Source organism: Nostoc sp. DedQUE07, from assembly GCF_034530975.2.
Lineage (GTDB): Bacteria > Cyanobacteriota > Cyanobacteriia > Cyanobacteriales > Nostocaceae > Nostoc.
The window spans coordinates 35,559-42,091 of sequence record NZ_JAVRCC020000063.1; the positions used below are offsets into that span (position 1 = coordinate 35,559).

Here is a 6,533-nt window from a genome sequence, read left to right on the forward strand (position 1 = left end):
TTATAATATTAAGATTTACCCAAAAAATGATTAATTTTGAGTTGCAGTTTTTCTCGTAGTTGTTGTGCTTGTTGATAGGTTACTGCACGCCTTTTGTTTGAGTGGTTGTGCAATTCTACTAATTCCAAAGGTTGAATAAAGTAACGCAAACGAGTTCTCATTGCCCAAATTCCCATTGAGGGAAACAGAAGTAAGGCAAACATCAAAAGCGACAAAGGTAAGAATGGTAGTTTGACTAGTCGTTGTAACTTGGTGAAATTAACGGCCCAAGGATGCAGAGATTCACTGCCGATGCAAACTACTGGCAGAATGGGAATATGATAGCGATCGCTCAACTGAATAAAGCTCACATCAAACTTTTCTAGTTGATAGCGTCTTCTCCAACCTTTCAAAGGCCCGCGAACACCTTCGGGTGCATATAAAAGAATTTTACCTTCAGCAAGCGCCCCCTCAAAATCATCTAATTCGGCTCGCACACCACCTAAAACCTGCGACCATTGAGGTGGTAGCCACCAAATCATCCAAGGATGCTCAAATAATACTGGATTGGCGATGGGTTGCACTACCCATTCTTTGGCTTCACTTAATAAATAAGCCAAGGTTAAAAAGTCCCAAGGGAAACACATCCCGGCATGATTCATTGCCACAATCAATGGCCCTGTTGGCGGCAAGTTTTCAACTTGTTGCAACTCTCCCCGAAAATAGTATCTAACGATAGGGGCCAGAATTTCTTTGCCAAAAGCTTGTTGATATTTAGGAGCGAATTCACCAACTTCTTTTCGAGGTGAACGAAAACCCAGACGCAACCAGCGACTCAGCAATGCTAGATAAAATCCGCCAGGAATTAAAAATAATCCATATTCTAGCCAATTCCAACCATCTGGATCTGTGTGATAGTGCTGCCAATGGCGGTTGAATAAAATTAACCACCCTGGAGGATACCAAAGACAAAACCAATCAAACCAGTTAAATATATAGCCTTCATCTGGTGAATTTTCCTGTTGACTGTTTAATAAGTTTTCGGAGTGTTGATTAATCAAAACAGTTAAAGATGAGGATTAGGCAAAAGTTTTATCAATAGTGGATCGTAACTTTCTAATTTTTTGACTGGCATCTGACCATAGAAGTAAAACTAACTACATATTTTAGAATCTATTTTAGATTGACAACCTAGTTTGGTTGAATGCAGTACAAAAGTAGAGATAACAACATGTTTTACCATACAATTATCTGTACTCACCTTGGTGTAGCCTCTGTCTGCGACATGCTGTTCGCGTTCGTAGAGAAGTTGTAAACTGCTGTAGTTACTAAATTAGCGAGATAAAAAAGCTTTTATCAAGTACAAAATTAACTTTATATATAACAAATTAATTTAAATATGAATCATGAAAGTGTGGCGCACTAGCAATTGTTTGGCTGTGTGCGAGCGCTAATAATTATTTAGTCAAATTGCCTTAGATAATACTATCTTGCTATCCCATACCAAGCAAAACTTAATGTTTATTTTAGATATACCTTCTACACTAAACACTAAGCCGTGAAGACGATAACTGAATTTTGATGTTTCGCCAAAAGATGAAATTGATAACGACTAATGATTATTTAAATTCTTCCTCAAGCTGGAGACGAATGGCGAGACATCTGTCTTACTCTTCCTACTATGGAACTAGAAAAGCCACTCAAAATTTCAGATTTCATCCGTCAACTTCGGCAGCAACTCGATCTCTCTCAAGAAAAGTTTGCAGCTAAGTTAGGAGTTTCCCTACGAACAATCAATCGTTGGGAGAACGGAGCTACAGTGCCTTCACAGATGGCACTAAAGCTGATTGAAGAAATGTTAGAGAAGATGGGCAAAGCAGACAAAAGACTAGCAAACGAGTATCTCCCAAAATCGGAGCAACGGGAGGACTCTTAAGATGATGGTGAAAGTACCTGAAAAAATTTTGATGATGCGTTCTCGGTTCATAGCTTTTAGTGTGATGATTCTGGCAGTCATGACGGCAATCCTGTTGACAAAAGTGTTACTGCCAGTTTTCGATCCGAGCGTATTTACATTATTTTATGCTGTTGTGGCAGTTAGCGCCTGGTATGGTGGTATGAGACTAGGAGTGCTAGCGATCGCTTTATCTGTGACAACTGCGCTCTATTTTTTAATCGATCCAGTCTACTCCTTCGATTTTCTCAGCTTGAAAGTCCTGGTACGATTAACCACATTCTCACTAGTATCCTTCTTAATTACTGCGCTTTCTTCAGAGTTGCGAACTGCTAGACGCAAAGCAGAGACAAGCCTCAAATTGTTGCAAAATAGCGAAATGCGGTTTAGCCGATTGGCAGAATCCAACATCATTGGGGTAATCGTAACTAATATGAACAACGGCTGCATCGTCGAAGTCAATGATGCTTTTCTGAAGATGATCGGCTATACGCGAGAAGATTTTTCTGCTAACCAAATAAACTGGCGCGAGATTACCCCACCTGAATATCTTCTTTTAAGCGAACGTTCGGTGGAAGAAGTAAAAACTACTGGAATATGTAAGCCTTTTGAGAAAGAATACATTCGTAAAGATGGCGATCGCATTCCGGTTCTGCTCGGTTCTGTAATCCTGGGAGACACTCAAGAAACGGTCATTGCCTTTGTTGTTGATTTGAGCGAACAGCAAGCTGCGCTACGCGAACGCAAACAAGCAGAAGCAGCATTACAGCAAGCCAATCAGCGGAACACACGCACTCTAGAAAACATGAGTGATGCATTTATGACTCTAGACCGAGATTGGCGAATCATCTACCAAAATGCCCAAGCAGAGCGAATTAACGGTAAACCCCGCACAGAGGTTATTGGTAAGTCGCACTGGGAGGAGTGGCCGATATCGTTAGGCACAAATTTAGAGCTAAATTATCGGCGGGCGATGGCAGAGCAAATTCCTGTCCATTTCGAGTATCACTACTACTTACCATCCAAATATGACTTGTGGCTAGAGATTCACGCCTATCCCAGTGAAGATGGTCTTGACATTTTCTTTCGCGACATCACTGAACGCAAACAAGTAGAACAAACTTTGCGACAGAAAGAGGAGCGTCTGAGATTAGCGAACGAGCGGTTTGAGTTAGCAGCATCTGCGGTCAATTGTCTGATTTATGACTGGAATATAGAACAAGATAGCGTTGAAAGAACTGATGGGTTAACTCAAATTTTGGGCTATTCCCTCGCAGAAGCTGAAGCAACTGGTAATTGGTGGTGTGAGCTTGTTCATCCAGAAGATTTGCCAAGCGTACAAGAGGCGATACTTGCTTTGGGAAATAGCGATCGCTATGCTGCCGAATACCGAATTCGTAACAAAAACAATCAGTATATCTATGTATTAGATCGAGGAATAGTGGTGCAACGGAATGCTAATGGAAAGCCAGTACGTTTAGTTGGCAGCACTACAGATATCAGCGAACGCAAACAGGTAGAAGCAGCAATCCAAGCAAGTGAGGAACGGCTCAGGAGTTTTGTAAAAGCTAATATAGTTGGCATTCTCTTTGGTGATGTGAATGGTAGCATCACTGAAGCCAATGACGAGTTTTTGCGAATTGTCGGCTATACCCAAGAGGATATCCAAGCAGGTAGATTAAGCTGGACTGATATCACGCCACCTGAGTATCAATATTTAGACGAATTGGCTATTGCCGAAGCAATAGCGAAGGGAACCTGTACTCCTTATGAGAAGGAATTTATTCGCAAAGATGGTTCCAGCGTCCCAGTTGTAGTTGGCTACTCCCTTTTAGGCGAATCTCGGCATAAATCAATCGCATTCATTCTGGATATTAGCGATCTCAAACAAGCTAAAAAAGCACTGAGTCAGAGCCAAGAGCAATTTCAAGCTTTTATGGATAATATTCCTGCCGCCGCATGGATTACGAATGCATACGGACGCGTACTTTATCTCAGTCCAACTTATTTAAGCACGTTCAATGTAGCAACAAATAAGGCGATCGATAAAAACATTTTTGACCTATACCCAGTCCAAATTGCTCAACCCCTCCTCGATAACATTAGAATAGTTGCCGAAAGGAATCAGGTTGTTCAAACGATTGAGTCTGCCCCACGCACAGATGGCACCCTTGGCGAATTTTTTGTTTATAAGTTTCCCATTGCCGATGCTTCTGGTCAACGTTTGGTAGGAGGAGTTGCAATTGACATTACTGAACGCGAACGCGCCCTTCGCGAACGTCAGCTTGCAGAACAAGCCTTACAAGAACGCAGTGAAAGACTTAAACTGCTTTCGGAAACGACGAGTGATTTGCTTTCAACCGAGCGCCCTTTGGATCTAATGAACAGCTTGTTTAACAAACTCTCGGCGCAAATGGATTTGCACTGTTACTTTCACTATTTAATCGATACACACGAAAATAAGCAGAAACTTCGGTTAGTAGCTTGGAACGGCATTACTGATGAAGTATTTCAAGCAATTGAATACCTGGAATTTAATCAAGGGATATGCGGATTAGTGGTGCAAGAACGCCGTCAAATCGTCGTCAATAATGTGCCGCACTCTACCCATCCCCATGCCAATATCCTCCATGCTTTAGGAATTACAGCCTATGCAGGTCAACCGTTAATTGCTCAAGGAAAGCTGCTTGGTGTCCTCTGCTTTGCCAGTCGCACCCGTACCAATTTCACTTCTGGGGAAATAGCTTTATTACAAGCAACTTCCGATCAGGTGGCGGTTGCTCTGGAACGCGCTCAGTTAATGGCTTCGTTACAGCGACGGAAAGAAGAATTAATCCAAGCTAATCGAATCAAAGATGAGTTTTTGGCAGTGCTTTCCCACGAACTTCGCACGCCGCTAAACCCGATTTTGGGATGGTCGAAATTACTACAAACGAAAAAGTATGATGAAGAAACCACTACTCGCGCTCTCGAAACCATTGAGCGCAATGCCAAGCTGCAAACCCAATTAATCGAAGATTTACTGGATGTCTCTCGCATTCTCCAAGGTAAGCTGAGTCTGAATATTGCTCCTGTAAATTTAGAAACTGCGATCGCCGCAGCAATAGAAACTGTACGTCTAGCCGCTGAAGCCAAATCGATCGATTTGCAATTTACAATTTTAGACTTCGACGCAAGCACTCAGTCCTTACCTGCGGGACGCTACGCGAAGGACAAGACTCAGGAACCATCGAAGGATTTTGGATTAGAAAATTCTCAAAGAAATTTAAACTCTATCGATTTTAATCAGCAACCTAACACTTTAAAATGCCAAACTTCAAATTCTAAATTTTTAGTTACAGGTGATTCTAATCGCTTGCAGCAAGTTATCTGGAATCTAGTTTCCAATGCTATTAAGTTTACACCTCAAGGTGGAGAAATAGAAATCAGTTTAGAGTCTGTTGGTTCTCAAGTTCAATTGCGAGTCAGTGATACAGGTAAGGGAATTAGCCCTGACTTTTTACCATTCGTCTTTGACTACTTTCGACAAGCTGATGGCGCAACCACTAGAAAATTCGGCGGACTGGGCTTAGGATTAGCTATTGTTCGTCACATTATTGAGCTACACGGTGGCACAGTTAAGGCAGAAAGTTTGGGTGAAGAACAGGGAGCAACCTTTACAGTCATGCTACCGCTCATCCAGATCGATCTAAATAGCCATCAGATAGCCTCTCAAGCTGATAATTTGCCCGATTTCAAGGGGTTGAAAGTTCTGCTTGTGGATGATGAGCGAGATACACGAGAGTTAATTGCTTTCATTTTGGAGCAATCTGGCGCGGTAGTAATCCAGGCAGCATCTGCGATGGAAGCACTACGAATTATGCCTCAGTTCCAGCCAAATTTGCTGTTAAGCGACATTGGAATGCCAGAAGTAGACGGCTATATGCTGATTCGTCAGATTAGAGCTATGTCACCAGAACTTGGAGGAAAAATTCCCGCGATCGCCCTTACAGGTTATGCTGGTGAGGTTGATTATCAACAGGCAATTGCCGCCGGATTTGGGCAGCATATCACCAAACCAGTGGAGCCAGCTAAATTACTTCGTGCGATCGCTAACCTTATTTATAGTTGTAGAAATTGTTAATTGAGAGACTTCATAATTTTGTATTTATAAGCTTTCAAACCAGAAAGCAACATTACACCTGCCCCATCGTGAGAGTTTAAGATAAGCTTACTTTTTTCAATTATAAATTATGCTGAAAATTGAGGAAAAACGAAGAAATTAAATTAACTCTTGTACTGAACTTATTGGGCAAGAATGAATCATGCGTATCAAGATGAGGCGTAGGCGTAGCCCGCCGTAAGGCATCGTCTGCTTAAAAATTATCTTTCCGAGCCGATTTTTAGCAATATTTTAAGTACTATTGCTTGTTGACAAATGGTATTTGACCTTAACCTCTCACAATGCACTTGCCCAATTTCTCATATTTTATATCTAGCAAGCTTTTTGCCGTTTTTTATGCATCGAACTCACATTAAATTAACCTATCTAATGTGGCATTTCTGGGAGAAACAAAAACCCCCAAGCTCTGATCTGAGCTTGGGGGTTTTTGTTAAATTA

At 41.6% G+C, this 6,533-nt stretch carries 3 protein-coding genes; 2 read left to right on the forward strand and 1 reads right to left on the reverse strand.

The window, feature by feature from the left end:
* Window positions 1-8: 8 nt before the first annotated feature.
* The gene (locus tag RMZ95_RS29900) at window positions 9-1,040 is read right to left on the reverse strand and encodes a 1-acyl-sn-glycerol-3-phosphate acyltransferase (protein WP_322683951.1); all 1,032 of its coding nucleotides are present in this window, start codon (window positions 1,038-1,040) and stop codon (window positions 9-11) included.
* 620 nt (window positions 1,041-1,660) lie between these two features.
* Between RMZ95_RS29900 and RMZ95_RS29905 the strand changes: the two genes are divergently transcribed.
* Window positions 1,661-1,915: a helix-turn-helix transcriptional regulator gene (locus tag RMZ95_RS29905; RefSeq protein ID WP_322683950.1), complete on the forward strand. Its 255-nt coding sequence runs from the start codon at window positions 1,661-1,663 to the stop codon at window positions 1,913-1,915.
* 1 nt (window position 1,916) lies between these two features.
* The gene (locus RMZ95_RS29910; RefSeq protein WP_322683949.1) at window positions 1,917-6,056 is read left to right on the forward strand and encodes a PAS domain S-box protein; all 4,140 of its coding nucleotides are present in this window, start codon (window positions 1,917-1,919) and stop codon (window positions 6,054-6,056) included.
* Window positions 6,057-6,533 lie beyond the last annotated feature (477 nt).